28 protein-coding genes and 5 pseudogenes are annotated in these 26,886 nt (G+C 73.3%); 10 read left to right on the forward strand and 23 right to left on the reverse strand.

Features of this window, described 5'->3' with window-relative positions; all coding sequences use genetic code 11:
- Positions 1–41 precede the first annotated feature (41 nt).
- The 3 genes and pseudogenes from ACQ95T_RS17235 to ACQ95T_RS17245 all read right to left on the reverse strand — a co-directional run bounded on the left by ACQ95T_RS17235 (position 42) and on the right by ACQ95T_RS17245 (position 3,646).
- Positions 42–833 (reverse strand): ABC transporter permease, encoded by a 792-nt coding sequence (locus tag ACQ95T_RS17235; protein ID WP_431473158.1) that lies wholly within the window; start codon positions 831–833, stop codon positions 42–44.
- A gap of 192 nt (positions 834–1,025) precedes the next feature.
- Positions 1,026–1,975: pseudogene (locus ACQ95T_RS17240) on the reverse strand (ABC transporter permease).
- A gap of 60 nt (positions 1,976–2,035) precedes the next feature.
- Entirely contained in the window at positions 2,036–3,646 is a 1,611-nt protein-coding gene (locus ACQ95T_RS17245; protein ID WP_425942082.1) for an ABC transporter substrate-binding protein, read from the reverse strand.
- 204 nt (positions 3,647–3,850) lie between these two features.
- Between ACQ95T_RS17245 and ACQ95T_RS17250 the strand changes: the two genes are divergently transcribed.
- Positions 3,851–4,459 (forward strand): hypothetical protein, encoded by a 609-nt coding sequence (locus ACQ95T_RS17250; RefSeq protein WP_431473159.1) that lies wholly within the window; start codon positions 3,851–3,853, stop codon positions 4,457–4,459.
- Entirely contained in the window at positions 4,380–5,357 is a 978-nt protein-coding gene (locus tag ACQ95T_RS17255; RefSeq protein ID WP_431473160.1) for a hypothetical protein, read from the forward strand. Before ACQ95T_RS17250 ends, ACQ95T_RS17255 begins: the two co-directional genes overlap by 80 nt.
- Positions 5,358–5,633: 276 nt before the next feature.
- Here ACQ95T_RS17255 and ACQ95T_RS17260 read toward each other — a convergent pair whose 3' ends face one another.
- Positions 5,634–6,536: a metallophosphoesterase gene (locus ACQ95T_RS17260; RefSeq protein ID WP_425942086.1), complete on the reverse strand. Its 903-nt coding sequence runs from the start codon at positions 6,534–6,536 to the stop codon at positions 5,634–5,636.
- Between the two features lie 38 nt (positions 6,537–6,574).
- On the opposite strand from ACQ95T_RS17260, the gene ACQ95T_RS17265 reads away from it, so the two are divergent.
- Positions 6,575–7,669 carry a glycerate kinase gene (locus tag ACQ95T_RS17265; protein WP_425942088.1) on the forward strand — a complete coding sequence of 365 codons (1,095 nt, stop codon included), beginning with the start codon at positions 6,575–6,577 and terminating at the stop codon, positions 7,667–7,669.
- 255 nt (positions 7,670–7,924) lie between these two features.
- A pseudogene (locus tag ACQ95T_RS17270) lies at positions 7,925–9,789 on the forward strand (acyl-CoA dehydrogenase).
- 58 nt (positions 9,790–9,847) lie between these two features.
- Here ACQ95T_RS17270 and ACQ95T_RS17275 read toward each other — a convergent pair.
- The 5 genes and pseudogenes from ACQ95T_RS17275 to ACQ95T_RS17295 form a co-directional block, all read right to left on the reverse strand.
- A complete protein-coding gene (locus ACQ95T_RS17275; RefSeq protein WP_425942092.1) occupies positions 9,848–10,405 on the reverse strand; it encodes a GtrA family protein in 558 nt (185 codons plus the stop codon).
- Positions 10,406–10,553: 148 nt separating this feature from the next.
- The gene (locus ACQ95T_RS17280; RefSeq protein ID WP_425942094.1) at positions 10,554–10,784 is read right to left on the reverse strand and encodes a DUF6458 family protein; all 231 of its coding nucleotides are present in this window, start codon (positions 10,782–10,784) and stop codon (positions 10,554–10,556) included.
- 105 nt (positions 10,785–10,889) lie between these two features.
- Positions 10,890–11,078: a nitrilase-related carbon-nitrogen hydrolase gene (locus tag ACQ95T_RS17285; RefSeq protein WP_431473161.1), complete on the reverse strand. Its 189-nt coding sequence runs from the start codon at positions 11,076–11,078 to the stop codon at positions 10,890–10,892.
- 64 nt (positions 11,079–11,142) lie between these two features.
- Positions 11,143–11,583: pseudogene (locus ACQ95T_RS17290) on the reverse strand (nitrilase-related carbon-nitrogen hydrolase); the annotation flags it as partial.
- Between the two features lie 127 nt (positions 11,584–11,710).
- Positions 11,711–13,056, reverse strand: a pseudogene (locus ACQ95T_RS17295) (cytochrome c oxidase assembly protein).
- 440 nt (positions 13,057–13,496) lie between these two features.
- Here ACQ95T_RS17295 and ACQ95T_RS17300 point away from each other — a divergent pair.
- The 5 genes from ACQ95T_RS17300 (at position 13,497) to ACQ95T_RS17320 (ending at position 16,551) form a co-directional block, all read left to right on the forward strand.
- Positions 13,497–13,712, forward strand: coding sequence for a hypothetical protein (locus ACQ95T_RS17300; protein ID WP_431473162.1), 216 nt, complete (start codon positions 13,497–13,499; stop codon positions 13,710–13,712).
- A 441-nt stretch (positions 13,713–14,153) separates the two neighbouring features.
- Complete coding sequence (locus tag ACQ95T_RS17305; protein WP_431473163.1) at positions 14,154–14,624, forward strand: hypothetical protein; 471 nt, start codon at positions 14,154–14,156, stop codon at positions 14,622–14,624.
- Between the two features lie 5 nt (positions 14,625–14,629).
- Entirely contained in the window at positions 14,630–15,082 is a 453-nt protein-coding gene (locus ACQ95T_RS17310) for a maleylpyruvate isomerase N-terminal domain-containing protein (RefSeq protein WP_431473164.1), read from the forward strand.
- On the forward strand, positions 15,007–15,543 hold the full coding sequence (locus tag ACQ95T_RS17315) for a hypothetical protein (protein WP_431473165.1): 537 nt from the start codon (positions 15,007–15,009) through the stop codon (positions 15,541–15,543). Before ACQ95T_RS17310 ends, ACQ95T_RS17315 begins: the two co-directional genes overlap by 76 nt.
- Positions 15,544–15,546: 3 nt before the next feature.
- A complete protein-coding gene (locus tag ACQ95T_RS17320) occupies positions 15,547–16,551 on the forward strand; it encodes a patatin-like phospholipase family protein (RefSeq protein WP_425942104.1) in 1,005 nt (334 codons plus the stop codon).
- A gap of 133 nt (positions 16,552–16,684) precedes the next feature.
- On the opposite strand, the gene ACQ95T_RS17325 is transcribed toward ACQ95T_RS17320, so the two are convergent.
- The 9 genes and pseudogenes from ACQ95T_RS17325 to ACQ95T_RS17365 form a co-directional block, all read right to left on the reverse strand.
- Positions 16,685–16,945 carry a hypothetical protein gene (locus ACQ95T_RS17325; RefSeq protein WP_431473166.1) on the reverse strand — a complete coding sequence of 87 codons (261 nt, stop codon included), beginning with the start codon at positions 16,943–16,945 and terminating at the stop codon, positions 16,685–16,687.
- Entirely contained in the window at positions 16,918–17,088 is a 171-nt protein-coding gene (locus ACQ95T_RS17330) for a hypothetical protein (protein WP_431473167.1), read from the reverse strand. Before ACQ95T_RS17330 ends, ACQ95T_RS17325 begins: the two co-directional genes overlap by 28 nt.
- Before the next feature lie 252 nt (positions 17,089–17,340).
- A complete protein-coding gene (locus ACQ95T_RS17335; RefSeq protein WP_431473851.1) occupies positions 17,341–18,303 on the reverse strand; it encodes a dihydrolipoamide acetyltransferase family protein in 963 nt (320 codons plus the stop codon).
- Positions 18,300–18,893 (reverse strand): biotin/lipoyl-containing protein, encoded by a 594-nt coding sequence (locus ACQ95T_RS17340; protein ID WP_431473168.1) that lies wholly within the window; start codon positions 18,891–18,893, stop codon positions 18,300–18,302. Before ACQ95T_RS17340 ends, ACQ95T_RS17335 begins: the two co-directional genes overlap by 4 nt.
- Before the next feature lie 79 nt (positions 18,894–18,972).
- On the reverse strand, positions 18,973–20,064 hold the full coding sequence (locus ACQ95T_RS17345) for an alpha-ketoacid dehydrogenase subunit beta (protein WP_425942110.1): 1,092 nt from the start codon (positions 20,062–20,064) through the stop codon (positions 18,973–18,975).
- 13 nt (positions 20,065–20,077) lie between these two features.
- Positions 20,078–21,256 carry a pyruvate dehydrogenase (acetyl-transferring) E1 component subunit alpha gene (pdhA, locus tag ACQ95T_RS17350; protein ID WP_425942112.1) on the reverse strand — a complete coding sequence of 393 codons (1,179 nt, stop codon included), beginning with the start codon at positions 21,254–21,256 and terminating at the stop codon, positions 20,078–20,080.
- Between the two features lie 224 nt (positions 21,257–21,480).
- Positions 21,481–21,891: a dienelactone hydrolase family protein gene (locus ACQ95T_RS17355; protein WP_431473169.1), complete on the reverse strand. Its 411-nt coding sequence runs from the start codon at positions 21,889–21,891 to the stop codon at positions 21,481–21,483.
- Positions 21,892–22,064: 173 nt separating this feature from the next.
- Positions 22,065–22,271 (reverse strand): annotated as a pseudogene (locus tag ACQ95T_RS17360) (hypothetical protein); the annotation flags it as partial.
- Between the two features lies 1 nt (position 22,272).
- The gene (locus ACQ95T_RS17365) at positions 22,273–22,650 is read right to left on the reverse strand and encodes a phage holin family protein (protein WP_425942115.1); all 378 of its coding nucleotides are present in this window, start codon (positions 22,648–22,650) and stop codon (positions 22,273–22,275) included.
- 355 nt (positions 22,651–23,005) lie between these two features.
- On the opposite strand from ACQ95T_RS17365, the gene ACQ95T_RS17370 reads away from it, so the two are divergent.
- On the forward strand, positions 23,006–23,938 hold the full coding sequence (locus tag ACQ95T_RS17370) for a histidinol-phosphate transaminase (RefSeq protein WP_431473170.1): 933 nt from the start codon (positions 23,006–23,008) through the stop codon (positions 23,936–23,938).
- Positions 23,939–24,070: 132 nt separating this feature from the next.
- Here the strand turns inward: ACQ95T_RS17370 and ACQ95T_RS17375 are convergent, their stop codons facing one another.
- The 5 genes from ACQ95T_RS17375 to ACQ95T_RS17395 form a co-directional block, all read right to left on the reverse strand.
- Positions 24,071–24,472, reverse strand: coding sequence for a hypothetical protein (locus ACQ95T_RS17375; RefSeq protein ID WP_425942119.1), 402 nt, complete (start codon positions 24,470–24,472; stop codon positions 24,071–24,073).
- Position 24,473: 1 nt separating this feature from the next.
- The gene (locus tag ACQ95T_RS17380; protein WP_425942121.1) at positions 24,474–25,283 is read right to left on the reverse strand and encodes a bifunctional hydroxymethylpyrimidine kinase/phosphomethylpyrimidine kinase; all 810 of its coding nucleotides are present in this window, start codon (positions 25,281–25,283) and stop codon (positions 24,474–24,476) included.
- Between the two features lie 82 nt (positions 25,284–25,365).
- Positions 25,366–25,593, reverse strand: a complete 228-nt coding sequence (locus tag ACQ95T_RS17385) for an RNA-binding S4 domain-containing protein (protein ID WP_425942123.1) — start codon at positions 25,591–25,593, stop codon at positions 25,366–25,368.
- A complete protein-coding gene (locus ACQ95T_RS17390; RefSeq protein WP_431473171.1) occupies positions 25,590–25,934 on the reverse strand; it encodes a GNAT family N-acetyltransferase in 345 nt (114 codons plus the stop codon). Before ACQ95T_RS17390 ends, ACQ95T_RS17385 begins: the two co-directional genes overlap by 4 nt.
- 80 nt (positions 25,935–26,014) lie before the next feature.
- Positions 26,015–26,884, reverse strand: coding sequence for a CPBP family intramembrane glutamic endopeptidase (locus tag ACQ95T_RS17395; protein WP_425942127.1), 870 nt, complete (start codon positions 26,882–26,884; stop codon positions 26,015–26,017).
- Positions 26,885–26,886: the final 2 nt, after the last annotated feature.

The raw sequence follows: 26,886 nt of genomic DNA on the forward strand, positions 1-26,886 counted from the left end.
GACCGCCGTCGCCCCGCCCGGTGCCTCCTCGCCCACGCCGCTCACCGCCTCTCCAGCTTGGGGTCGAGCCAGTCGCGCAGGCCGTCCCCGAAGAGGTTGAAGCCCAGCACCGACAGCGCGATCGCCCCGCCGGGGATGAGCGCCAGGTGGGGGGCCGAGCGCAGCGTCGTCTGCGCCTCGTAGAGCATCCGCCCCCACGAGGCCTGACCGGTGGGCGTGCCCAGGCCGAGGTAGGCCAGCGCCGCCTCGGCCAGGATCGCGATCGCGAACGAGACCGACGCCTGGACGATGACCAGCCCGGCCACGTTCGGCAGCACGTGGCGCCAGGCGATCGCCAGCGGGGAGCGCCCCGCGGCGCGCGCGGCGACGACATACTCGCTCTTCATCACCCCGAGCGCCCCCGAGCGGGTGATCCGCGCGAAGGCGGGGATGGTGGCGATCCCGATGGCGATCATCGCCACCCGGGTGGACCCGCCGTAGAGCGCGGCGAACATGATCGCCAGCAGCAGGGCGGGGAAGGCCAGCAGCACGTCGTTGGTGCGCATGACGACCTGGCCGAGCCAGCCCGGCGACATCGCGGCGAGGATGCCGAGCGGCACCCCGACGACGGCGGCCACGCCGACGGCGACCAGCCCGACGTACAGGGTCGTGCGCGCGCCCACGAGGATCTGGGTGAACACGTCGCGCCGCAGCCGGTCGGTGCCCAGCCAGTGCTCGGCGTTGGGGGTCTGGTAGGCCTCGACGGGCAGCACCCGCATCGGCGGCCAGGGCGTCCAGACGTAGGAGACGAGGGCCAGCACGACGATCGCGGCCACCAGCAGGCCGCCGACCACGAGGCTCGGGTTGAGCCGCCGCCCCCAGGCACGGCCGGTCGACGGCGCGGTCTCGAGGACTGGTCCGGCACCGGGGGTCCCCGACCCCCCGCCGGTCCCCGGCCCGCCACCGGCCCCCCGGCTCCTCGACGCGGCCGCCGGTGACGGGCCCCTCCGGCGTGCCCGGACCGGTCAGGGGTCCGCCCTGCCCGCTCATCGCGCCGCCCTACGCAGCCGCGGGTCGATGAGCAGGTAGAGCAGGTCGACGACGAAGTTGATGACCAGCACCGCCACGACGAGCACCATGACCACCGTCTGCACGGTCAGCAGCTCGCGCTTGGCGACCGAGTCCAGCAGCAGCGAGCCCAGCCCAGGGATGACGAAGACCCGCTCGACGACGACCGCCCCGATGAGCAGGGTCGCCAGCTGCAGGCCCAGGACCGTGACGACCGGTACCGCGGCGTTGCGCAGGCCGTGCCGCACCAGCGCCTGCACCGGCCGCAGCCCCTTGGCCCGGGCGGTCCGCAGGTAGTCCTCGCGGAGCACGTCGAGCACGGCCGACCGCACGTAGCGCGCCAGCACCGCCCCCTGCACCAGCGCGAGCGACAGCGTCGGCATCGCCAGCCGCTGCAGGAAGCCACGGGGTCCCGGGCCGGGACGACCCACCCGCCGGAGGGCAGCCAGCCCAGCCGGACGGCGAACACCGAGATCATGAGGATCCCCGCCAGGAAGGCGGGCACGGCCACGCCCACCTGCGAGAAGCCCGAGAGGACGATCCCGTCCCAGTGGCGGTGCCGCAGCGCCATCCACAGGCCGACGGGGACCGCGACGACCAGCGCGAGGACCATCGAGGCGACGACGAGCCACGTGGTCACCAGCAGCCGGTCGGCGATCTGCGGACCGATCGGCGCGCGGGAGAGGAACTCGATGCCCGGGTCCAGGGTCAGCAGCCCGCCGACCCAGTCGACGTACTGCACGACCACCGGCCGGTCCAGCCCGAACTGCGTGCGCAGCGCCCGCACCGCCTCCTCCGAGGCGTTCACCCCGAGCGCCACCCGCGCCGGGTCGCCGGGCAGCACGCGCATAAACGCGAACACCACCACCGAGGCCAGCGCCAGGCTCACCAGCAGCACCATCAACCGGTGCGCGACTCGCAGGAGCATGGGGGAGGTGGTCTCCGTCTCGCCCCGGGAGGGGCCGCTGGGGATCTTCGGGTATGCCGCTCAGCCGCGCCCGAGCGGGGCCAGGCGGAAGGACTCGGTGATCGCGTTCTCCGGCAGCCCGGTGATGTCGGGGTCGGCGACCATGAGGTTGGGCAGGAGGAAGAGGAAGTCGGCGGCCGCGTCGGTGCTGATCAGCTCGGCCGCCTCCTTCATCGTCTCGACCTGCTCCTCCTGGGTGCCGGCGTCGGCCTCGGCCAGCAGGGCCTGCAGCTCCTCGGTGCCGTAGGAGGTGTAGTAGTCGGGGTTGCCGAAGACGGTGCCCAGGTCCCGCGGCTCGACGTGCGCGATGACCGACATGTCGTAGTCCTTGTTGGTGTAGACCGTCTCCAGCCAGGCCGAGGGGAACTCCAGCTCGTCGACGGTGACCTCGAAGCCCGCGTCCTCGAGCATGGACTCGACCACGGTGCCGCACGCGACGGCATACGGGAGGGTGGGCAGGCGCAGGCGCACCTCCTCGCCCTCGGCGCCGGCCTCCTGCAGGAGGGTGCGGGCCTGCTCGGGGTCGAAGGCGTAGTCGCCGGTGCGGTCCTCGTACCAGGGGTCGGTCGGGGGCACCATGCTGCCGATGAGCTCGCCGCGGCCGGCCCAGCAGGTGTCCAGCAGGCTCTGGTGGTCGATGGCGTGGCGGGCGGCCTGGCGCACGCGCAGGTCGGAGAACGGCCCGTCGGCGTTGTTGAAGGACAGGACGACCTCGCCGTTGGTGGTGCCCTCGACGATCTGGTAGTCCTCGTTCTCGAACTCGGCGAGCGACTCCGGCGCCTGGACGGTCGAGACGATGTCGATGGCGTCGGTGAGCATGGCGTTGTTCAGCGCGTTGGGGTCGCGGAAGTAGTGCATCTCCACGGTGGCGAAGTACGGCGTCTCCCCGTGGTAGTCCTCGTTGCGCTGAAGGGTGATCTGGGAGCCGCGCTGCCACTCGTCGAAGACGTAGGGGCCGGTGCCGACCGGGTCGTTGGCCAGGTCGTCGACGCCCTCGGTGTCGTACATCGCGCCGACGCGGGTGGTCAGGGCGTAGAGGAACTGGTTGCTCGGCTGGGCCAGGGTGACCTCGAGGGTCTGCTCGTCGACCGCCTCGACGCTCTCGACCACGTCGAGCTGGGCCTTCAGGCTGGTGGTCCAGGCGTCGGAGGAGACCCGCTCGAGGGAGAACGCCGCGTCCTCGGCGGTGAAGTCCGCGCCGTCGCTGAAGGTGACGCCCTCCTTGAGGGTGAAGGTGTAGGTCAACCGGTCGTCACTGACCTCCCAGTCCTCGGCGAGCGCGCCGACGACCTCACCGGTCTCCACGTCGACCCGCACGAGCGTCTCGTAGACGTTGTCGAGCAGCAGCTGCGGGATCGCAGCACCGTCGGTGGTGGAGAAGTCGAGGCTGGCGGGCTCGGCGACGAGGCCGACGCGCACCGTCTCATCGCTGCCGGCGGCGCCCCCGGGAGCGGCCGTGCCACCGGTGGCGTCGGCGGTGTCGCTGCCCCCGTCGGGCGGGTCCCCCTCCGCCGTCCCTCCGTCGTCCGGATCGGTGGTGGGGTCGCTGCTGCCGGCGCCCGCGTTGCACCCGGTCAGCAGGGCCACCGCGGCGACGCCGGCGACGGCGCGGCCACGGGTTCTCGTCCTCATCGACGTCCTCATGGTCCCGCATCATCCTGCATGGCACCCCCGTGCCGCCACCCACCCCCGGCCCGGGGGACGGCCACGGGCCGCCGGGGACGGCCACCGGCTGCCGCGGGACGGCCATCCGCTGCGGGGGGACGGCGGCCACCGGCTGCCGCGGGACCACCACCCGCTCCCGCCCCGCCCAGCGTCCTGGGTCACAATCGGAGGGTGGCGACCCCGACCGCAACCTCCGCGCGCACCGCCCTGCACACCTCCGTGTCCCTGTGGGACCGCAACCCGGTGGCAGCGAACGCCTTCCGGACCATGCTGGCCGTGGGCCTCGCCTGGATCGTCGGGTACAACCTGCCCGGCGAGGCGTCCCAGTACGCCTACTACGCCCCCCTGGGGGCGGTCATCGCCACCACGAACAACCCGGGCGGTTCGCTGCGCACGGCGCTGCAGGCGGCCGCGGCGATCGTGCTCGGCGGCACCGCGGCGGCGGTGGCCGACATCTTCGGCGACGTCGACAACTTCCTCCCGATGGCGATCACCGTCGGCCTCGCCGTGCTGCTGGGCGCCTTCCGCTGGCTGGGCCCGATGGGGTCGTGGGTGCCGACCGCGGCGCTGTTCACGCTGATCTTCGGCAACGGGGAGCTGGAGTTCGTCGGCTACTACACCGGCCTCATCCTCATCGGGGCCGCCGTCGCGGTGCTCATCGCGGTGGTCCTGCCCGGTCAGCCGGTGGCGCTGGCGGAGCGTGACCTGGACCGGCTGCGCTACGCGCTGTCGACCCGGATCGAGGAGTGCATCGAGGGCGTCGACGAGAGACGAGCGTGACGAGGAGGGGGACGGTCACGAGAGGACGGGTGATCAGGGCTCGCACGAGGGCGAGAGGAACGCCGACGGCGACGCCGACGCCGACGAGGACGCGCCCCGCGACTCCGCCGACGCCGAGGGTCGCGACGACCAGCGCGAGACCCGGGGAGCGGCGACGACCGGAGGTACCGAGACCGAGAGCACCCGCCAGGAGGACGCCCGCAGCCTGGAGAAGATGCGGGAGGACGCCGAGGACCCCCGCAAGGGACGCCGACCCGACCTCGACCAGGAGCTCTCCCGGGCCCGCCAGTCGGTCGCCGAGCTGCGCGACGCACGGCGCAAGAACCAGCGCGCGCACCAGCACGCCGCGACCATCGCGCGCGCCGAGGACCAGCTGCGCACCTGGGAGTTCGCGGCCGCCGCGATGGAGCTGGTCTCGGCAGGACGGGACCTGAAGGGTCCCCGGATGCCGGACCTGGTGCGTGAGGCCACGACGGAGGCGCTGGCCGCACTGCAGGAGCTCCTCGACGAGTGGCGCCTCACCAAGGACCAGCTGGACTTGCGCCGGATGCACGCCGCCACCGCGCGTCTCGACGAGGCCGTCAACGACCCCTCGACCCCCGCCTCCCCCACGGCCACCGCGGTACTCATCACGATGTCCAAGACCCTGGACATGCTGTCCGAGCGCGAGCTCTCCCACGAGGAGGAGGAGCGGGAGGAGAAGGAGCGGGAGGAGCAGGAGGAGGAGCAGGAGGCGCAGAAGCAGGAGCGGGAGGAGCGAAAGGAGAGGAAGCAGGAGGCGAAGGAGCAGGAGAAGCGCGAGAAGGGGCGCGATAAGGAGCAGCCCCCGCGGGGCCGCGACCAGCCGGAGCAGGACGACGGCCAGGGACGGTCGACGCCAGACCGCTCATCGCGCTGACCCGCACTCTCCGCGCCGACCCGCACTCTCCGGGCGACCCGCCCTGACCCGCACTCTCCGCGCCGACCCCCGCTGACCCGCACTCGTCGCCGACCCCCCATGTCGGGACACGCCCGGGCTGCTCGACCTGGGGGGTGCACGTGAACCCTCAGGGTCGTCGCGGCCGTGCGCGTCTCGGCCCAGACCGCTCCGCCAGACCACCCAGCTGGCCGTCTCCGTCCGAACCGCCCGGCCAGACCCTGCTGGGCCGCCCGGCCAGACCACCCGGCCTGGCCGTCAGCCGCCCGGGGCCACCAGCTCGAAGAAGGCGACCTGCGGAGGCGCGTTGAAGCGCACCGGCAGCAGACTGAAGCCCACGCCGCAGGTGACGAACAGGTCGTTGCCTTCGGCGCCGTGGTCGTCCGGCGCCCAGCCGTCGGCCACCACCTCCTCCTCCTCGGTCAGCCCCAGGTAGGAGGAGTGGGGCGCGAACGGCAGCGCGATCTGGCCGCAGTGCGTGTGGCCGGCCACGGCGAGCGGCCCGGTCTGTGCCGGCAGGTCAACGAAGGCGGCCGGGTTGTGCATCATCACCATGCGTGGCGCGTCCGGCGGGACGTCGGCCACGGCCTTCTCGGGGTCCGCCAGCCCGGGACGGGAGGGGCCCACGCCCACCACGTGCAGGCCACCGGTCTCTCCCCCGCCCTCCTGGGAGCCCCCCGTCCCGGCCACCGGGACCACGACCGACTCGTTGAGCAGCACGTCGATGCCGGCGTCCTCCAGCGCCGCCTCGATCTCCTGGGCACCTCCCGCCTCGTGGTCGTGGTTGCCGAGGACCGCCAGGGTCGGGATGCCGCTGTCCACCAGCGGCGCGAGCAGCGCGAGCACCGTGTCCACCTGGGTCTGCACGTCCGGCTCGGTGCTGTAGAGGAAGTCGCCCGGCAGGAGCACCAGGTCGGGGTCCTCGGCCAGCACCTCGTCGACCGCCCGGCGGACCATGCCGGTGTTGGCCCACCACATCCCCACCTGCAGGTCGGAGAGCACGGCCACCTCGACACCGGACTGGTCCGCGTCCAGCCCGGGGATCTCGACGGTGTGGCGCGCCGTCTCGAGGACGAGCCGCGGCTCCGCGAGCGCCCACAGGCCGAGGGCCACGACCACCACGCCCAGGACGGTGGCGGCACGGCCGAGCAGCTGCTTCACCTGCCACCCCCTGTCCGGTCGACCGCTAGCATCGCTTGATGGACAGGGGCGAGGCAAGCGGAGCGGCGCGGGGCAGCAGCGCCGGCGACCGCCGCCGCGTCCTGGTCGTGGCCCCGGACAAGTTCCGCGGCTCGTTGACCGCCCCCGAGGTCGTCGCCGCGGTCACCCCCGCCGCCGAGGAGCTGGGCTGGCAGGTGAAAGGTATGCCGTTCTGCGACGGCGGGGAGGGCATGCTCGACGCGTTCGGCGGGGCCACGCGGACGAGCCTGGTGACCGGGCCGCACGGGCGGCCGGTCGAGGCGCCGTGGCGGCTGGGCGAGGACGGCACGGCCGTCATCGAGAGCGCCCGCGCCTCGGGCCTGCTCCTGGCCGGCGGGGGCGCCGGCAACGACCCGGTGCGGGCGACGAGCCGCGGCACCGGGGAGCTCGTGGCCGAGGCGGTGCGCGCCGGTGCCCGGACCGTCGTCGTGGGTCTCGGCGGATCGGCCATGACCGACGGCGGTCGCGACGCCGTCGCCGCGGTCCTGGAGGGCCTGGACGGACGCACCCCGCTGGGGCTGGGCGTCGACCTGGTCGTCGCCTGCGACGTGACGACCGTGCTCACCGACGCCGCCAGGGTCTTCGGACCGCAGAAGGGCGCCAGTCCCGAGCAGGTGGAGGAGCTGACCGAGCGGCTCGAACGCGTCCAGGAGGAGTACCTCGACGTCTTCGGCGCGCGCATGAGCGCCGCCGGTGTCGACCTGCCGACCCTGCCGGGCGGCGGTGCCGCCGGTGGCCTGGGCGCCGGGCTGGTGGCGCTGGGGGGCCGGCTCGCCCCGGGCTTCGACGTCGTCGCGCAGCACGTCGGTCTGGAGGCCGCGCTGGACGGGGCCGACGCGGTCCTGACCGGTGAGGGCGCCCTCGACGAGCAGTCCTTCCGCGGCAAGGTGGTCGGGGGCGTGGCTGCGGCAGCGGCCCGGCACGGCATCCCGGTCGTGGTCCTCGTCGGGACCGTGCGGCCGGGCACCCCGGTCGCGCAGGTGGGGAAGGTCAGCGCGGTCGACCTTTCGGCCCGGTTCGGTGCGCACGCCTCCTGGCACCGCACGGCCGAGTGCCTGGCCCGGGCGACCCGCGAGCAGCTGCTCAGGCTCTGACGAGCGCACCCCGGGCACACGCAGGAGCCGCGCACCCCGGCTACGCAACACCGTTGCCCCCAGGCACGCCCACCATCCGCACACAGACAGGCGCGACATCCGCGCACCCCAGCACACGCGGCCTTCGAGCGCCCCCGCACCCGGGGCGCGACCGCATACCCCCGCTGTTGCTTTCCCGGGACCCGTGGTCCACACTTGTTACCAAGAAGTAGGTACTCCCGGTACCGGGTACTGGGACTCAGCGTGGAGGCGACCGTGGGGCACTACCGGAGCAACGTCCGTGACATCGAGTTCATGCTGTTCGACGTGCTCGAACGGGGTGAGGTGCTGGGCACCGCGCCGTTCGAGGACATCGACGCGGAGACCGCGCGGGACGTGCTGCGCCAGGTCGCCGAGCTGGCCGAGGGACCCATCGGGGACTCGCTGATGGAGTCCGACCGCACGCCTCCCGTGCTGGACACCAGCGACGGGTCGGTGACGATGCCCGAGTCGTTCCAGAGGTCGTACCAGACCTGGGTCGACAACGAGTGGTGGCGCCTGGAGGTCCCGACCGAGCTGGGTGGCACCGCCTCCCCGCCGAGCCTGGCGTGGGCCGTCGCCGAGATGGTGCTCGGGGCCAACCCCGCAGTGAAGATGTATGCCGCCGGGTTCTCCTTCGCGACCGTGCTCTACCGCCTGGGCACCCCCGAGCAGCAGCGCTTCGCCCAGCTGATGGTGGACAAGAAGTGGGGCGCCACCATGGTGCTCACCGAGCCGGACGCCGGCTCCGACGTCGGCGCCGGGCGCGCGCGAAGGCGGTGCAGCAGGAGGACGGCACCTGGCACGTGACGGGGGTCAAGCGCTTCATCACCAGCGGGACGGCTCCGTTCTACGACAACGTGATCCACTTCGTGCTGGCGCGGCCCGAGGGCGCCGGCCCGGGCACCAAGGGGCTGTCGCTGTTCATCGTCCCCGGCACGCACGTCGACCGGGAGACCGGTGAGCTCGGCGAGGTCAACGGCGTCGAGGTGGCCAACATCGAGCACAAGATGGGCCTGAAGGTCTCCACCACCTGCGAGCTGCGCTTCGGCGAGGACGCGTCGCGGCCGGCCGTCGGCTGGCTGGTCGGCGAGGTGCACGACGGGATCGCGCAGATGTTCCGCGTCATCGAGTACGCCCGGATGCTCGTGGGCACCAAGGCGATCGCGACGCTGTCGACCGGCTACCTCAACGCGCTCGACTACGCCAAGGAGCGGGTCCAGGGCGCGGACCTGACGCAGATGACGGACAAGACGGCCCCGCGGGTGACGATCACCCACCACCCCGACGTGCGGCGCTCGCTCATGCTGCAGAAGTCGTATGCCGAGGGGCTGCGGGCGCTGATGCTCTACACCGCCTCCTTCCAGGACACCGTGCAGGCCGCCCAGCTGGCCTCCGGCGGGGAGCAGGTCGAGGCGGACTCCCCCGCCGCGATGGCCGTGCGGGTCAACGACCTGCTGCTGCCGCTGGTCAAGGGGTGCGGGTCGGAGCGGGCCTGGGTGCTGCTCGGGACCGAGTCGCTGCAGACCTTCGGCGGGTCCGGCTTCCTGCAGGACTACCCGCTGGAGCAGTACGTCCGCGACGCCAAGATCGACTCGCTCTACGAGGGCACGACCGCCATCCAGGGCCTGGACTTCTTCTTCCGCAAGATCCTCCGGGACAAGGGCGCGGCGCTGGGCTACGTCGCGCAGCAGATCATGGGCACCGCCACCGCGCAGACCGAGGACGGGCTCGGCGACGTACGGCAGGCCGTGCTGCGGGCGCTGGGTGAGCTGCAGGCCATGATCGAGCACCTGACCGGCAGGGCGATGGCCTCCCAGCAGGAGGCCGAGCAGATCTACGCCGTCGGGTTGCACACCACCCGGCTGCTGCTCGCCGCGGGCGACCTGCTCATCGCCTGGCTGCTGCTGCGCCAGGCCGAGGTGGCCCAGCGGCTGCTCGACGCGGGCGAGCGCCCGGCCGACGAGGCGTTCCTGCGCGGCAAGGTGGCCGCCGCCCGGTTCTTCGCGGCGGAGGTGCTGCCCCGCCTGGGCTCGGACCGCCGGGTGGTCACCGCCGGCGACGCGTCCGACCTGATGGAGCTGCCGGAGGAGTCCTTCTGAGCGCCTGACCCCTACGGTCGGAGAGGCCTCGCCCGGACCGGGCGGGGCCTCGGCGCCGTCAGGCGTAGCGCTTCTGCCGGAAGACGACGATGCGCATCATCAGGTACATGAAGACCGCCTCGCAGGCGCCGGCGACGAGCCGGGCGGCGAGGAAGTGCACGCCCACGGCCTCGAGCGTGGTCGACAGCAGCAGGATGAACAGCAGGTAGTTGGCCGCCACCGTGAGGACGTAGCGCCCGGTCTGCCCGGCGACGTGGCCGTGCGACTGGAAGTTCAGCCACCGGTTGAGCACGAAGGCCAGGGTGAAGGCGACGAGGTAGCCCAGGGTGACGGCCAGCGGGTACGGCAGGCCGACGAGGCCGTAGCCCACGGCCAGGATGCCGAGGTCGACGGCGTAGGTGAAGGAGCTGATCGCCGCGAAGCCGATCGCCGTGGCCGGCACGATCCGCCCGAGCGCTCCGGGGAGGGTCCGGTGGACCCGGTCCCGGAGCAGGGCGAACCGCTCGGCGGCGGTGAGCGCCGGCACGCCGGTCAGGTCCCGCCCGGGAGGCGTCGGCGCGCGCCCGGAGGCCGGCGGGGACAGCACGGCGGCCTCGCGGTGGGCGGTCTCGCTCATGCGTCAGGGAGCCTCACGGTGGGACACGGGGGGACGCTTCCAGGGTAGGGACCCCACCTGGGTGCGTGCTGTGCGACCTGGGCGCGCCCCCGACGCCCGCCCTGGCCCGACCCCCCGACGTCCGTCCGGTCCTGGATCGCGACGGGCCTCAGACGTCGCGGTGACGCACGTCGGTGTCGTCGCGGCGGTCGACGACCTCACGGTGCGTGGTGTTGGCCCGCTGGGTGTTCATCACCAGACCCAGCAGCAGCGACAGCACCCCGGCCGCCATGAGGATGAATCCGATCGTGTTCACCTCGATGCCGCTGACGGCGTAGTCGACCGCGAACGCGAGGATCGCGCCGACGGCGAGGAGGAAGATGCCGAGGCCCAGGCCCATGGTGGTTCCTTTCCGAGGAGATCGCCCACCACGGTAGCCCGTTCCGCACCACGAGGCAGGCCGGACGCGCTGGCCGCTCCCGGCCCCGGTCCGCCCCGGCCCGGTTCACAGCCTCCGGTCGCCGAGCACGGGGAAGTCGGTCCGGGCCCGCCGGACCTCGCCCGGGTCGATCTCGACGGACAGGACCTCCTGCTCGGTCCCCGCCTCGGCCAGGACCTTGCCCCACGGGTCGACGACCGCGCTGAAGCCGCCCATCCGGATGCCGGCGTGCTCGCCGACGGTGTTGCAGGCCACGACGAAAGCACTGGTTCTCGATCGCCCTGGCCCGCAGCAGGAGCCGCCACGCCTCCACGCGCGGCGCCGGCCAGGCCGCCGGGACGAGGAACAGCTCGGCCCCGAGGTCCACCTGGGCGCGGTACAGCTCGGGGAAGCGCAGGTCGTAGCAGGTCGACAGGCCCACCCGCAGCGCGTCGGCCGGGGCGGGCAGGTCCATGACGACCAGGTCGCCCCCGGCCTCCATCAGCCGCGGCTCGCCGCCGCCGAACCCGAAGCGGTGGATCTTGGGGTAGGTCGCCAGGACGCGGCCCTCCGGGTCGAGCACCACGGAGGTGTTGCGCAGGTGGCGGCCCTCCACCCCGGGCTCGGTGGTCCGCTCCACCACCGACCCGGTGTGTGCAGCACCGCACCCGTGCCTCGGACCGCCTCCCGGAGGGGGGCCAGGGCCTCGGGCAGCTCGGGGCCCTCCAGCGACTGGGCACGCTCCTCCCACTCCGAGACCGCGAAGCCGCCCGCGCTCCACAGCTCGGGCAGGACGACGAGGTCGTGCCCCGGCGCGTGCTCGCTGACCAGGTCGGCGACGCGGGCGGCCCGGGCGACGACGCTCTCGTCGGCCCCCTCGCCGTAGCCCAGCTGGATGATGGCGATCTTCATGGTGTGCTCCTCCGGTCGGAACGGGCGGACATGGCGGCGAGCCGTTCGTTGTAGGCCCGCAGCTCGGCGTCGTCGTCCCGGTCGGCCTGCCGGTCCGAGCGCACGGCCTCCCGGGTGTCCCGGCGCAGCCAGTCGAGACCGACCATGAGCATGAGGACGACGGTCGGCAGCTCGCCGATGCCCCAGGCGATGGTGCCCCCGAGCTGCTGGTCGGCGAGCAGGTCGGGCACCCACGGCACGCGATCGTCTTGAAGAACTCCGGTGCGAGCAACCACGCCCCCTGCATGAGCGCCAGCCCGAAGAACGCGTGCGCGGCGAGGGTGATGAGCAGGACCATCATCCGGAACGGCGCGGGCCACTTGGGCGGGCCTGGGTCGGTGCCGACGAGGGACCAGACGAAGGCGTAGCCGGTCAGGGTGAAGTGGATGACCATGAACAGGTGGCCGACGTGGGTCGTCAGCGCCCACCCGAGCATGCCGCTCCAGTAGAAGACGACGAGGCTGCCGAAGAACATCGCACCGGCGACGGCCGGGTTGACCACGAACGAGGCCCACCGGGAGTGCACGAGCGCCAGCAGCACCTCGCGCGGACCCAGGGTCCGGTCCCGCCGGGCCCGCAGGGCACGCAGGGCGAGCGTGATGGCGCTGGCCGGGACCAGCAGGATCGGCACGGCCATCATGAGAGCCATGTGCTCGACCATGTGGACCGAGAACATCACCCGCCCGTAGACACCGGGCGCGCCGTTGGTCACGTAGACGAAGACGGCCCACCCCAGCACCCACAGGAGCAGCTTCCACGCGGGCCAGCGGTCGCCGCGCCGCCGCAGCCTGACCACGCCCCACGCGTAGAGCCCCACGGCGGTCAGGGCCATGAGCAGGAACAACCAGTCCACCCGCCAGGTCGTCAGCAACCGGTCGGCGCCCCACGGCTCGGGCATCGGGTAGCCGGTGAGGTCGATGACGGAGTTGACGTCGACCTGCTCGGGCACCGCCGGCTCGGTCCGGGCGAGCACGACCCCGAGGGCGACGGCCACCCCCATCACCGCCAGCTCGACGGAGGCCAGCCGGGCGAACCGGCCCGGGGAGTCCACCACGCCACGCGCCACGACGGTGCGCCGCTGCTGCCAGCCGAGGACGCCCAGCGCGACCAGCAGTCCCGCCTTGGCCACGACGACCAGGCCGTAGGGGGTGGTGAGGTTCTCGAGGCCGCCCAGCGTCACGGTGGAGAAGATGACGCCCGACAGGCCGACCGCGACGTAGCTCCACAGCGCGAGCACCGAGTAGCGGCGCACGGTGTCGGGCAGCGCCTGTCCCAGCACGGGCAGCAGCATGGCGATGGCCATCAGCCCGCCGACCCAGACGCTGAGCCCGACCAGGTGCAGGCCCAGACCCGTCACCGTCGTCTCGTGGCCGATCGCCGAGGCGGAGTGCCCGGTGAACGCCAGCGGCGTGAGCGCGAGCACGGCGAGCGCGGTCGACCAGGCGAGCGCCCCACGGGTCCGTGCCCACGTCACCAGGAGCAGGAGCAGGGTGACCAGCAGGATCTCGGTGAGGAGCAGGCGCGTGAGCTCCAGCCGCCAGACGTTGTCCACCAGGTCGCCGACGAACCCCGGGGCGGAGACCGGGATGCCGGCCAGCTCGGCGAAGGTCAGCACCAGGCCCACGACCGCGCTCGCCAGCCACACGAGGGTCGAGCGCACCGCCAGCCGGGCGGCGCTCCCCCGACGGTCGGTCGTGCGGGCCCTCGCGGACGAGGAACGCGGCGACGACGAGCAGCCCGACCGTGAGCGCGGCCGCGAGGTCGTGCACCACCCCCACGAGCGGCATACCCCAGCGCACGAGCGGACCGGCGTCCCCCAGCACCAGCGGGGCGGCGGCTCCCGTCAGCGCGGCCGCCGGCACCGCCGTCACGAGGGCGACCAGCAGGACCGTGACGGGCGTGGCCCACCGCGGCGACCCGGTCGCGGAGGCGCTGACGGTGGACATGGGGCCATGCTAGGTCGGCCCCCTGACCGTCCCGGCCCACCCTGGCTCGTCCCGGTGTTACCGAGGAGTCATAATGGGAGGTCGCAGGCGACACGGGTGCCGGACTGCGCACGGGTGCCCCTGTACCGCGACCCCCGTGCGCTCCGTCCCCAGGAGGCGTCGGCCGCCCGGAGCGTGACCTCCGGCATGGCACGGGTGCACCGACGACGTCCGTCCCTGCGGCACGTGGACACGACGAGACGAAGGATGACATGACGATGCGACGCATCACCGTGACCGCCACCCTGGGTCTGAGCCTGGTGCTGGCGGGCTGCTCCGACGACGGCGCGGACGAGACCGTGACCCCCCCGCCGCCAGCGAGAGCAGCACCACCGAGGACGGCACGACCGGGAGCACCGGCGACGCCGGGGCCGAGGGGACCGACACCGCCGGCGGCACCGCCGACGCCGCCCCCATGGACGACCAGGTCTGCGCCGACTTCTTCCAGAGCGGGGCCGTGCAGCTGGCCGACCGTGCCGAGAAGAACCGGACGATGCTCGACGACGCGCAGGTCAGCGACCCCGCCTCCTACGGCGAGGTCAGCCTGCTCAGCCAGCGCATCACCGACCTCGTCGAGGACGCCTCCGCCGACCAGGCCGGCCTGCTCGAGCGGGTCAACGCCCCGTTCGTCCAGGTCCGCGACGCCGTCCTCGACGACCCGGACCAGACCGTGTCCGACGCGGAGATCACCGTGCCCGAGGTGGACACGACCGACTCCGCGCCGCGCAGGAGGAGCTCCTCGCCTCCTGCACCTCCTGACCCGACGACGTCACGGCCCCGGGTCCTCGCGTCCCGGGGCGCCGGGGAGGACCGGGCCGCGCGACGGCATACCTGCGTGTTCCGACCTGCACGACTGGGGCGTTGTCGGGGCTGGCGCGTAGCCTGAGGGACATGCCCGTCCATCCTGCTCCGCCCGTCGACGTCTCCGGCCTCGTCGAGGCCTACCGGCAGACGCTCAGCTCGTTCTGCGACGTCGCCGACTCCCTCCGCGAGCAGGAGTGGGACCTGCCCACCGCCTGCCCCGGGTGGACCGCCCGCGACCACCTGGCCCACGTCGTGCACGTCGAGGACTACCTGTCCGGCTCCGAGCACCCGGGGGCCGGCTGGTCCGGCGTCGGCGACGATCCCGTCCGCGTGGGCGAGCCCGAGCACGTGCGCAACTCCCTGGGCGCCTGGGTCGAGGAGGGCGTGCGCGCCCGCCGCGACCAGGACCCGCGGGGGCGCTGGTCGCCGAGCTGCGCGGGCTCCTCGACGTGCGGGCCGCGAGCATGTACGACCCCGACCTGGAGCTGGACACCCCCGTCCGGTCGGTGCGCGGACGCCAGGCCACCTTCGAGGACCTGACCCGCCGGCGCATCTTCGACGTCTGGGTCCACGAGCAGGACCTGCGCGACGCCCTGGACCGGCCCGGTTCGCTGGACTCCCCGGGGGCCAGCGAGGTCGTCTCGCAGGTCCTGGACGCCCTGCCCACCATCGTGCTGGAGAAGGTGCGGCCCGAGCCCGGCACGGTCGTGATCCTCGAGTGCACCGGACCGGTCACGGCCCGCGGCGGCGTGCGCATCGGCACCGACGCCGACGGCGACCCCGTGGCGCACGAGCTGTTCACCGGCCAGACCAGCGACGAGGACGACGTCCCCAGCGTCGACGACGAGTCGGCCGACCGGACCACCTCGATCGCCCTGTCCACCCACGCCCTCGGGCGCCGCGCGGCCGGCCGCTGCCCCTCGGAGGGGACGGCCTACCAGGTCGTGGGTGACGAGGAGCTGGCCCGCGCCGTCCTCGACGTCCTCAACCTCACCCCCTGAGCCGTGCCGCTGCCGCCGGGTCGCAGGGAGCGTGGCCGTCGGGGCGCGCCCGCGCCCCACGACCACCAGGCCGAGCTGCGCCGGCTGGAGTCGCCGCTGGGCCTGGCGCTGGGTGGCGGAGGCGCACGGGGGCTGTGCCACATCGGTGTCATGCGGGTGCTCGAGGAGCTGGACATCCGCCCCGACCTCGTCGCCGGGACGAGCATGGGCGGGCTGGTGGGGGCGTTCATCGCGGCCGGGTACACCGCCGAGGAGATGACCAGGGTCGCGGGAGAGGTCCGGTGGACCTCCATGATCGACTGGCGCATCAGCGGGCGGCTCCTCAGCGGCAAGAGGATCGCCGCCTGGCTCTCGGACCACCTGCCTGCCACCTTCGAGGAGCTCGAGCTGCCGCTCGTGCTGGCGACCACCGACATCGTGGAGGGGCGCCTGCACTACCTCTCCCAGGGCGACCTCATCACCGCGCTGCGGGCGACGACCGCCTACCCGGGCGTCATCCCGCCCGTCCCGGCCGGTGACGCGCTGCTCGTCGACGGCGGCATCCTCAACCAGATCCCGGTCGACGGGGCGCTGGCCCTGGGCGCCCGCCGGGTCGTCGCCGTCGACGCCACGACGCTGACGCCGATGTCCGCCCCCGACATCGAGGCGGACCGCTACCAGCGTCGGCACGCGCTGGGCACCCTGCGCGAGGCGTTCCGGGCGATCGACGTCATGCAGGCGCAGCTGACGGCGGCCAGGCTGGGCTTCTACCGGCCGGACGTGCTCATCGACCCGCCCATCGCAGGTGTGGACATCGGCGACTTCCACCGGTCCACGATCGCGATCGACTCCGGCGAGCAGGCGGCCCGTGACAAGACCGACCAGCTGCAGGCCCTCGCGGCGACGCGACGGCGCGGGGTCGGCCCGAGCGTGGGAGCCGGGAGCGGGGCGGTCGACGAGGGGACCACGACGGAGGAGGTCACTCAGGTGGCCGACGACGCTCGCGACCCTGACGGGCGCAGCACCTGACGGGCGCGGCGTCGACCGCTGAGGTGGCGGGTCGTTCCGGGGTCCGGCGCGGCGGTGTAGCGGCCGTGCCGGTGCCGGTGTCGGTGCCGGTGCAGCGGCCGGTGCCGGTGCCGGTGCCGGTGCCGGTGGAGAGTCAGCGCCTCGCCGACCGGCCGTAGAACCACAGCGCACCCACGAAGACCGCCACCACCAGCATCGCCGTACCGGCCACCCACAGGGCCTGCGGCCACTGCATCGTCAGCTCGAGCACCAGCGCGACGGCCGCCACGCCCAGCGCCACCTGCCCGGTGAGCCTCGTCGCGCGGAACTGCGCCATCCGCTCGGCCTGGTCGGCCTCCGACCCGTCGAGCAGCCGGGCGGCCGGCATCAGCCGGCGGCTGACCGAGTGCAGCACCCCGTAGCCCCCAGGAAGAACAGCATCCCCAGGACCGCGAAGCGCACGTTGCCGCGGCTGAGCCCCACCACGAGCACGACCAGCGCCGCGACGGTCGTGAGCAGCGAGAACAACCGGTCCTGGAGCCGGGCGCGGGAAGCCATGTGCGCGATCGTATGCGGCCGCGGGCCCGCGGCGGACAGGTCACCTCACAGACGGGTAGGTGACGGGAGCTCGCCGGGCCCCGACGTCCCCCAGATCGGCCCGACCCGGAGGCGTCGGGAGTGCGCCGGGCCTCGCCGTCCCCCAGATCGGTCCGACCGGGCCGCGACACGCCAGTCCGGCTCGACCCACGGGGTTCACGTGAACCCTCAGGGTCGTCCGGGCGGGGCGTGTCCCGACCTGGCCAGCCGACCTCAGCCCCAGACGAGCGCCCGGGCGGGGTCCTCCATCAGCGCGGCCAGGTCCGCGAGGAACTTCGACCCGAGCTCGCCGTCGATGAGGCGGTGGTCGAACGACACGGCCAGCTGGGTGACCCAGCGCGGCTCGATACGCTCGTCCGCGCCCTCACCCACGACCCACGGCATCCGCCGGACCGCGCCGAACGCCACGATCGCCGACTCGCCGGGGTTGATGATCGGCGTCCCGGTGTCGACGCCGAAGACGCCCACGTTGGTGATCGTGATCGTCCCGCCCGACATGTCGGCCGGCTGGGTGCGCCCGGCCTTGGCCGTCGCGACGAGGTCGCCCAGCGCCACGGCCAGCTGGCGCAGGTCCATCAGGTCGGCGTCCTTGATGTTCGGCACGACCAGCCCGCGCGGGGTGGCCGCCGCGATCCCGAGGTTGACGTAGTTGCGCTGCACGACCTGCTGCGCGTCCTCGTCCCAGACCGCGTTCATGCCCGGGTTGCGCTGGACCGCCAGGCACATGGCCTTGGCCAGCACCAGCAGCGGGCTGACCTTGAGGTCGGTCATGCCGTAGGAACGGTCCTTCTTCAGGCGCTCGACCAGGTCCATCATCCTCGTCACGTCCACCGTGACGAACTCGGTGACGTGCGGTGCGGTGAAAGCCGAGCTGACCATGGCCTGCGCCATCATCTTGCGCACGCCCTTGACCTCGGTGCGCTCCTCGCGCTCGCCGGAGCGGGAGAACGAGGGACGCTGGTATGCCGCCCGGGGGGCGCCGCCCCCGGTGTCCCCCCCAGCCGTCGCCGGCGAGGCGACCTCGCCCAGCTCCGTCGCCGCACCCTGGGCCGGGGGCACGGCGTGCTGGGCGGCCGCGTGCTGGGCCGACTCGCTGGCGGCGTCGCCGGCGAGGAAGCTGTCCACGTCGGCGCGGGTGACCACGCCGTCCTCGCGGCTGGAGGTGACCCGGGTCAGGTCGACGCCCCTGTCCTTGGCGTACTTGCGGACCGGCGGCGCGGCCTTGGCCCGGCGCGGGGCACCGGCCTGCTGCGCGGCCTCCTCGGTGACCGCGGCACCCCGACGGCGGCGGCGGGTGGTTGACGTCTCGATCGCGCCGTACCCGAGAGCATCGCCTCCCGACCACCCGAGCCGCCCGACCCCGAACCACCCTCGTCCCCGCCACCGGCCGGCGGCGTGGGCACCAGGTCGTCACTGGCGGCGGTCGCCGCGTCGGTCACGTCCTCGGCCGAGGTGTCTCCCGCACCGCCGTCGTCGACCCCCGCCGACCCGGCTCCCGCACCGTCCCCCGCCGACCCGGCTCCCGCACCGTCCCCGGTGTCGATCGTGATGATCGGGGCACCGACCTCGACCTCCTCGCCCTCCGGGGCCAGGATCGCGGTCACGGTGCCGTCCCAGGGGATGGGCAGCTCGACGAGCGACTTGGCGGTCTCGACCTCCACGACGATGTCGTTGGTCTTCACCGTGTCGCCGACGGCGACCTTCCACTGGACGATCGTGGCCTCGACCAGACCCTCACCGGGGTCCGGCAGCTTGAACTCGGGCACGAGGAGCTCCTTGCGTGATCAGCGTCGGCGGCGCGACGGGCGGAGGGACGAGGACGGGCGCGCGCGAACGGCATACGTCCTAGTAGGACAGCACGGTCTCGACGGCGTGCAGGACGCGGTCGAGGTCGGGGAGGAAGACCTCCTCGTGGCGGCTGGGCGGGTAGGGGATGTTGTAGCCGCCGACCCGCAGGACCGGCGCCTCGAGGGAGTAGAAGCAGTGCTCCTGCACCCACGCGGCCATCTCGGCGTGGACGCTGGTGAACGTCTGCGCCTCCGAGAGGGTGATGCACCGCCCGGTCTTCGTCACCGACGCCTCGATCGCGTCGGTGTCCATCGGCGACAGCGAGCGCAGGTCGAGCACCTCGATCGAGGGCCCGTCCTCCAGCTCGGCGGCCTGCGCCGCGGCCATCGCGACCTTGACCATCGGGCCGTAGGTCAGCACGGTGACGTCGGTCCCCTCGGCGCGCACGACCGCCTCGCCCAGGGAGTATGGCGCCTCCGCCAGGTCGGGCGCGCTGCCGTCGCCGAGATCCAGCATCCCGCGCTCGTGGTAGCGGCGCTTGGGCTCGTAGAAGACGACGGGGTCGTCGCTGGCGATCGCCTGCTGGATCATCCAGTAGGCGTCCTCGGTCGTGGACGCGGTGACGACCCGCAGGCCGGCGGTGTGCGAGAAGTAGGACTCGTTGGACTCGCTGTGGTGCTCGACCGCGCCGATGCCGCCGCCGTAGGGGATGCGGATGACCATCGGCAGCTTCAGCCGCCCGAGGGAGCGGTAGTGCATCTTGGCGACCTGGGAGACGATCTGGTCGAAGGCGGGGTAGACGAACCCGTCGAACTGGATCTCCACCACCGGCCGGTAGCCGCGCAGCGCCAGGCCCACGGCCGTGCCCATGATCCCCGACTCGGCCAGCGGGGTGTCGAGCACCCGGTGCTCGCCGAAGTCCTTCTGCAGGCCCTCGGTGATCCGGAAGACGCCGCCGAGCTTGCCGATGTCCTCGCCCATGAGCAGGACCTTGTCGTCGCGCTCCATCGCGGCACGCATGCCGGCGTTGAGCGCCTTGGCGATCGTCGTGCGCCGCGCCGTGCTCCCCGTCCCGGCGGCGGTTCCACCCGGGCGTGCGGCGGGCGCGGAGGCCGCCCCGCCCGCGGAGGCGCTGGTCGTCGTCGTCATCCCGTTCTCCTCCTCAGTCCTCGAAGCCGGCCTGGTAGGCCGCGAACTCGGCGGCCTCGCGCTCGACCAGCTGGTGCGCGTCGGCGTACACGTGCTGGAACATCAGCTCGTGCGGCGGGTCCGGCATCGTCTGGCAGGCGGTGCGGATGCGGCGGGCCAGCTCGTCGGCCTCCTCCTGGACACCGGTGAGCCAGTCATCGTCGACGATCCCCTCTGTGAGCAGGTACTTCCTCATCCGCTCGACCGGGTCCTTGGCCTTCCAGATGTCGACCTCCGCGGAGATGCGGTACTTCGTGGGGTCGTCGGAGGTGGTGTGCGCCCCCATCCGGTAGGTGAACGCCTCGATCAGCGTCGGTCCCTCCCCCGACCGGGCGCGGTCCAGCGCGGCGCGCGTGACGGCGTAGGAGGCCAGCACGTCGTTGCCGTCCACCCGCACGCCGGGGAAGCCGAACCCGTCGGCCCGGCGGTAGGGCGGCACCCGGAACTGGCGCTCGTTGGGTTCGGAGATCGCCCAGTGGTTGTTCTGCACGTAGAAGACGACCGGGGCGTTGGAGACGGAGGCGAAGACGAGCGCCTCGTTGAAGTCGCCCTGCGCGGTGCCGCCGTCGCCGGTGAAGGCCATCACGGCGGTGTCGCGGTCGGGGTCGCCGGTCGCGACGTCACCGTCGAGCTGGACGCCCATCGCGTAGCCGACGCCGTGCAGCATCTGGTTGCCGATGACGATCGTGTAGAGGTGGAAGTTGTTCTCGTTGCTGTCCCAGCCGCCGTGGTTGACCCCGCGGAAGAGGCCGAGCAGGTTCTCCGGCGGGACGCCCTTGCACCAGGCCACGCCGTGCTCGCGGTAGCCGGGGAAGGCGTAGTCCTGCGGGCGCATCGCGCGGCCGGCACCGACCTGGGCGGCCTCCTGGCCGAGCAGGCTGGGCCACAGGCCGAGCTCGCCCTGGCGCTGCAGCGCGAAGCCCTCGGCGTCCACGCGGCGCACGAGGATCAGGTCGCGCAACATCCCGCGCATCGCCTCGTCGTCGACGTCCTCGAGGAAGGACAGGTAGGGCGCGCTCGCCGCGCTGGGCTCGACCCGCGTGCCGTCGGCCGCGAGGAACTGGACCATGTCCGGACCACCGTCGGTGATGTCCCGCTCGGGCGGCTCGTGCGTGCTGGGCGCGGTGGACCGCGCGACTTCCTCGTCGCTCAACGCTGACTCCTCCATCGGTGCGGCGTGCCTGCCGCGGCGTGACGGTGACGGCTTCGTTCGGAGGGTCACGCTACCGCACCGGCGGGAGCCTGCCGGACGTGAACGTCAAGCAGTGAGGGAGGGGTATGCCGCCCGTGCCGCAGGCGCCTGCCGCCGCCCGTGCCGGACGGGTGCCGCTCGTGCCGGACGGGTGCGCCGCCCCTCCCGCTGGCGCCACCGCCCGCCTAACGCCCCGTCGGGAGGTGCTCGGCGAGGAACTCCTCGGCCTGCGCCCACGCCGCCCGGCTCGCCTCCTCGTGGTGGAACATCGGGTTGGGGTTGTCGAACGCGTGCCCGGCGCCCTCGTGCAGCTCGAGGCGCACCTGCTCCCGGGTGCCGCCGGCGGTGACGGCCTCGCGGATCTGCTCGACCTGCTCGCTGGGGATGTAGCTGTCGGCCGTGCCGAAGACGTGCAGGCTGGGGCAGGTGACGTGCTCGGCCTGTGCCAGCAGCCCGGGCAGCGCCGATCCGTAGAAGCTGACGAGCGCCGCGACCGGCGCGCCGGCCTGGGCTGCCCGGGCGGCCACGTCGAAGGCCAGGCCGCCGCCGAAGCAGAAGCCGACCAGACCCACCGACAGGTCCTCGACCTCGGGCATCGCGACGAGCGCGTCCCGGGCTCCCAGGACGTCCCGGACCGCCAGCTCCCAGTCGACCTGCCGACGACGAGGCCCATCGCCGTGCCGAGCACGTCCGGGTCGTCGTCCTCCACCGCCTCGACGGGCGGGGCGAGGCGGGCGAAGACCTGGGGCGCGAGCACGGCATACCCCTGGTCGGCGAGGTCCGCGCCGCGGGAGCGGATGTAGTCGCTGAGCCCGAAGATCTCCTGCACCAGGACCAGCCCGGGGACCGGGGCGTCCGCCGAGGCACCCTCGGGCAGCCAGAGGAGTGCGGGCAGCGGCCCGTCGGCCGTGCTGATCTCGTGCCGGACCGGCTCGCGCCGGGACCCGCCGGCGGACGCGGTCGACCCGCCGGCCATCTCAGTCCTTCCCGTCGGGCAGGAGCATGTCGACGACCGTGGCCACGGCACCGACGATGATGCCGCCGAGCACGGCGTCCCAGAAGAAGGACTGGACGCTGAAGTCGAGCCCGATGACGCCGGAGAGCCAGGAGGTCAGCAGCAGCATCAGGGCGTTGATGACGATGAGGAACAGGCCGAGCGTCAGGATGACCAGGGGCAGCGAGATGAGCTTCAGCAACGGCTTGACCAGGGCGTTGACGAGCCCGAAGACGACGGCCACGCCGATGATGGTGATCAGCTTCTGGGTGCCGCTGCCGCCGAACTCGATCCCGTCCAGCAGGAGGGAGGCCACCCAGAGGGCGACGCCGTTGGCGACGATCTGCATGAGGATGCTCATGGGTCCATCGTGGCACGCGGGTCCGACAGCCCGTCGGTCGTCCCCCGTCCCGTCCGTCCAGCGGCGGGGCCTCGGCCCCAGTCGTCCGTCCGGGGTCCCGCCCTCCGTCGGTCGGGGTTCCGTTCCCTCCGTCGTCCGGGTCCCGTCCCCTCCGTCGGTCCGGCTCACTAGGCTGCGGCCATGACGTCCGAGCAGTCCGCCGACCGGCCCGTCCCCGTCCGCCTGCGCGAGGCCCTGGCGAAGGTGCCCGCCTACTCCCCCGGCCGCCCGCCGGCGCCGGTGGAGGGGATGACGGCCTACAAAGATCTCCTCCAACGAGAACCCGTTCCCGCCGCTGCCCTCGGTGGTGCAGGCCGTGGCCGACGCGGCGCGGAGCATCAACCGCTACCCCGACATGGGCGTCGTGGAGCTCACGCGGGCGCTCTCGGAGCACCTGGGGGTGCCGGCGGAGCACCTGGCGACCGGCACCGGCAGCGTGGCGGTGCTGGCCCAGCTGGTCCAGATCACCTGCGAGCCCGGCGACGAGGTCGTCTACGCGTGGCGCTCGTTCGAGGCCTACCCGATCGTCGTGGCCCTCTCCGGCGCCAGCTCGGTGCAGGTGCCGTTGACGGCCGAGGCCCGGCACGACCTCGACGCCATGGCCGCGGCGGTCACCGAGCGGACCCGGCTGGTCCTGGTCTGCACGCCCAACAACCCGACCGGTCCGGCCGTCACCGAGGAGGAGCTGCGGGCGTTCGTGGCGAAGGTGCCCCGGGACGTCGTGGTCGTGATCGACGAGGCCTACCTGGAGTTCACCACCGACGAGACGGTCCCGGACGCGCTGGCGTTCTACCGCGAGCACCCCAACGTGGTCGTGCTGCGCACCTTCTCCAAGGCCTACGGGCTCGCGGGTCTGCGGGTGGGGTATGCCGTGGCGCAGGAGGACGTGGCCACCGCCCTGCGCAAGGCGGCCACGCCGTTCGGGGTCACCGACCTGGCCCAGCAGGCCGCGATCGCCTCGCTGCGGGCGCGCGACGAGCTGATGGTGCGGGTCGAGGAGCTCGTCGCCGAGCGGGAGCGGGTGCACGCCGCGCTGACCGAGCAGGGCTGGGACGTGCCTGCGGCGCAGGGCAACTTCGTCTGGCTGCCGCTGGGCGAGGACGCGGTGCCCTTCGCCCAGGCATGCCAGGCCCGGGCGCTGACGGTGCGCCCGTTCGCCGGCGAGGGCGTGCGCTGCTCGGTCGGGGAGAGGGAGGCCAACGACCGGTTGATCGGCATCGCCGGGGAGTGGTTGCGCAGCCGGGGGTGAGGAACAGAGCGACCGGCGGCCAGGGGGTGCCCGGCGGGGTCCCCGGGCCGGGTCTGGACCGGGTCCGGATCGGGTCCGGGCCGTGGCCGGGCCGGGTCCGGGGCGATCGGGAGGCCCCGGTGCGGACCTGACCTACAGGTCCTCGAACCGGAACATCGCGACCCGGGTCAGCGTGGCCACCACGTAGGTGACGGTGAACCCGACGACGAGCACGAACAGGGTCGGCAGCCACACGCCGTCGCCGCCCAGCTCGATGGCCAGGTCGAAGAACCACGGCACGGTGATCCCCACCGCCCCCACGACCGCCATCCAGACCGGCCGCGCCGCCCGGCCGGCGATGAGCTGGGCCGGGGCGGCGATGACCGCGAGCGTGCCGAACGCCATGAGCAGGGAGAAGAACTCCCCGAAACCCCGCTCCACGCTCCAGGACTGACCGGAGATCCAGCCGAGGACCCCGCCGACCAGCATGATCGACCACGCGCGACCGGGGTGCCCGGTCACGACGGCGTTCGCACCGCTCGGCGAGAGGGTCACCTCAGGCGCCCTGCCAGACCACGTCGAAGGGCGCCGCGCTCGTCAGCCGCGCCTCGATCCCCCGGGTGACGAACTCCTTGGCGGCCCTCGCGGCGCCGAAGGGCTCGTCGCCGAGCGCGAGGCGGGCGGCCACGGCGGCGGCGAGCGTGCAGCCCGCCCCGGCGACCTGCGCGCCGTCGCCCAGCTTGGGCGCGGACAGGACCTCGACCCGCTCGGCGTCGACGTAGACGTCGACCGCGTCGTCGCCCGGCAGGTGCACCCCGCCCTTGGCCAGCACCACCGCGCCGGAGCCCTCGTGGATCCGGCGCGCCGCCTCGGTGAGCTCCTCCACGGTCTCGATCGACTCCATGCCGGACAGGGACAGGGTCTCGAAGTGGTTGGGGGTGACGAACGTGGCCAGCGGCAGGACCTGGGCCTTGAGCGCCTCGTCCGTGTCGAGCGCGGCGCCCGGCTCCTGCCCCTTGCAGATGAGCACCGGGTCGAGGACGACGTGGTCGAACCGCCGCTGCTGCAGGGCCTCGGCGACCGTGCCGATGGTGGCGGGCGTGCCGAGCATGCCGATCTTGGCCACGCGCAGCTGCTCCGGGGGGTAGGCGGTCGTGATGACCTCCAGCTGGTCGGCGATGACCTGAGGCTCGACCGGGACGAACCGGTGGTTCCAGTCGTCCTGCGGGTCGAAGGAGACGATGCAGGTCAGGGCCATGCAGCCGAAGACGCCGTGCTGCTGGAAGGTCTTGAGGTCGACCTGGGCGCCGGCGCCGCCGGTGGCCTCCGACCCTGCGATGGTCAGTGCGACAGGAGGGGTGTGCATCACCCGATGATCGCAGGTGCCTCCGGAGGGTGCGAACGCGCGGAGGGGGTGCCGCGGGTATGCCGCCGGACCCGCCGCCCGCTCACCCGTGGGTGGGGGTGATCGCCTGGCCGGCGTACTCGACGACCTGGCCCGGGCGGATCTGGGTCCCGCGACGCATCACGGTCTCACCGTCCACGGTGACCTCGCCGTTCTCCACGACCATCCGCGCCATCGCCCCGTCCTGGACAAGGTTGCCCAGCTTGAGCAGCTGTCCGAGACGGATCGACCCGTCCCGGATCGGCACCTGCTGGACCGGCCCGTCGCTCACGGCGCCGGGTCGGACGGGGAGCGCCCGCCGGACGCGCCCTCGCCCGCCTTACGCTGGTCCCCGGACGAGTCCTCGTCGGCCGCCACGTCCTGGTCCTCGGGCAGCAGGCTCGGCTCGAGCAGGTCCTGGTGCTCGGGGTGCTGGTCCATCCAGGCCCGCACGTAGGAGCAGGTCGGCCGCACGCTCATCTTCTCGGCCCGGATCTCCCGCACGGCCTCCTCGACGAGCGCGGCGGCGACACCCTTGTTGCGGTGGGCCGGGTCCACGACCGTGTGGTGCAGGTCGACGGTGTTGCCGATCGTGTCGTAGGACAGGTGGCCCACCACGTCCTCCCCGCTCATGGCCTCCCAGCGGGACTCGGCGGGTCGGTCGGTGCACGACTGCGACGTTGGTCATACGCCCACCCTAGCGGCGAGGCCCGTCACAGCCACCCGACGCGGTCGGCGAGCACGGCATACCCCACGAAGGCCACGACGTCGAGGAGGGTGTGCGCCACGACGAGGGGCATGACCCGGCGGGTGCGCGTGTACACCCAGCCGAGCAGCAGCCCCATCGCCACGTTGCCCACGAACCCGCCGAAGCCCTGGTAGGCGTGGTAGGCCCCGCGGACCAGCGCCGAGGTCACGATGATCGCCGCCGTCGACCAGCCGGCCTGCGACCACCGGCGGAAGAGGTAGCCGACCATGACGACCTCCTCCAGCAGCGCGTTCTGCACCGACGCCAGGATCAGCACCGGCACCGCCCACCACACGGACGGGAGGTTGGCGGGCGCGATCGTCGTGCTGAGGTCGAGCGCCCGCGCCCCGAGATACAGACCAAGACCGGGTATGCCGATCGCGGCGGCCAGGGCGGTCCCGTGCAGCAGGTCCCGGGCCGGCCGGGCCAGGTCCAGGCCCATGAGGCGGGAGGGGGAGACGGGGGTGCCGCCCGGGCCGCGGTCGCGCGCGTCGCCCGGGCCGTGGCCCACCGCGTCGCCCGGGCCGTGGCCCACCGCGTCGCCCGGGCCGTGGCCCACCGCGACGTCCGGGCCGCGGTCGCGCGCCAGCAGGTGCAGCGCCAGGAGCACGGGGACCAGGGCCAGGGTGATCTCGGCCAGCTGGTAGGCCAGGTCCAGCCAGGGCCGGTCGGGGGCGCGGCTGGTGTTCATCGACGTGGTCTGCGCCGACAGCGGAACCTCGGCGGTGAGCTTGCGCACCAGCGACAGCAGCGACCAGACCGCCGAGGCGCCCAGGCTGACACCGAGGACGAGCACGGTCTCCGTCAGGAGCGTGCGGCGGTCGGGGGTGGTCACCG

It is taken from the genome of Ornithinimicrobium carbonis (assembly GCF_050703245.1).
Taxonomy (GTDB): Bacteria; Actinomycetota; Actinomycetes; order Actinomycetales; family Dermatophilaceae; genus Ornithinicoccus.

Excerpts from the sequence above, each read along its gene's own strand:
- ACQ95T_RS17245 (WP_425942082.1), bottom strand. The coding sequence starts at position 3,646 with ATGAGGACGAGAACCCGTGGCCGCGCCGTCGCCGGCGTCGCCGCGGTG.
- ACQ95T_RS17265 (WP_425942088.1), top strand. The coding sequence starts at position 6,575 with ATGGACAGGGGCGAGGCAAGCGGAGCGGCGCGGGGCAGCAGCGCCGGC.
- ACQ95T_RS17275 (WP_425942092.1), bottom strand. The coding sequence starts at position 10,405 with ATGAGCGAGACCGCCCACCGCGAGGCCGCCGTGCTGTCCCCGCCGGCC.
- ACQ95T_RS17280 (WP_425942094.1), bottom strand. The coding sequence starts at position 10,784 with ATGGGCCTGGGCCTCGGCATCTTCCTCCTCGCCGTCGGCGCGATCCTC.
- ACQ95T_RS17305 (WP_431473163.1), top strand. The coding sequence starts at position 14,154 with ATGGACGACCAGGTCTGCGCCGACTTCTTCCAGAGCGGGGCCGTGCAG.
- ACQ95T_RS17310 (WP_431473164.1), top strand. The coding sequence starts at position 14,630 with ATGCCCGTCCATCCTGCTCCGCCCGTCGACGTCTCCGGCCTCGTCGAG.
- ACQ95T_RS17315 (WP_431473165.1), top strand. The coding sequence starts at position 15,007 with ATGTACGACCCCGACCTGGAGCTGGACACCCCCGTCCGGTCGGTGCGC.
- ACQ95T_RS17330 (WP_431473167.1), bottom strand. The coding sequence starts at position 17,088 with ATGGCTTCCCGCGCCCGGCTCCAGGACCGGTTGTTCTCGCTGCTCACG.
- ACQ95T_RS17345 (WP_425942110.1), bottom strand. The coding sequence starts at position 20,064 with ATGACGACGACGACCAGCGCCTCCGCGGGCGGGGCGGCCTCCGCGCCC.
- ACQ95T_RS17355 (WP_431473169.1), bottom strand. The coding sequence starts at position 21,891 with ATGCCCGAGGTCGAGGACCTGTCGGTGGGTCTGGTCGGCTTCTGCTTC.
- ACQ95T_RS17365 (WP_425942115.1), bottom strand. The coding sequence starts at position 22,650 with ATGAGCATCCTCATGCAGATCGTCGCCAACGGCGTCGCCCTCTGGGTG.
- ACQ95T_RS17380 (WP_425942121.1), bottom strand. The coding sequence starts at position 25,283 with ATGCACACCCCTCCTGTCGCACTGACCATCGCAGGGTCGGAGGCCACC.
- ACQ95T_RS17390 (WP_431473171.1), bottom strand. The coding sequence starts at position 25,934 with ATGAGCGGGGAGGACGTGGTGGGCCACCTGTCCTACGACACGATCGGC.